Annotated in this window: 1 protein-coding gene; it reads right to left on the reverse strand. The window is 54.9% G+C overall.

All coding sequences use genetic code 11. The annotated features are described in order from the left end of the window. Window positions 1-395, reverse strand: a 395-nt coding sequence (locus tag AB4048_RS29020) for a family 4 glycosyl hydrolase (RefSeq protein ID WP_442205378.1), incomplete at both ends; no start/stop codon positions are given.

Raw genomic sequence — 395 nt, forward strand, 5'->3', positions numbered from 1 at the left:
GTTTACCTGCACATCGCTGAGAAACACCATATGGTTGAGGCCGAAAAGATCGAGCGCGATCTCATCATGCGCATCCAGCGCCAGCACATCGCGGACAAACATCTTCATGCCGACAGGAATGTTGCAGACGCCGATAAATTTCCTGAAGTCGGTATGGCGACAGACCGCTTCGGTCACCATTCCCGCCGGGTTAGTGAAGTTAATCACCCAGGCGTTCGGGCAGATCTCCTCCACGTCGCGCAGAATATCGAAAATGACCGGAATGGTGCGCAAGCCTTTGAACAAGCCGCCTGCGCCGTTGGTCTCCTGACCAAGATAGCCGTGGCTTAAGGGAATGCGCTCATCAGTTCGCGCGCTTTCAACTGGCCGACGCGCAACTGGGTGGTAACAAAATC

This window comes from Rhizobium sp. RAF56, assembly GCF_052113965.1.
In the GTDB taxonomy this organism is placed as follows: domain Bacteria; phylum Pseudomonadota; class Alphaproteobacteria; order Rhizobiales; family Rhizobiaceae; genus Rhizobium.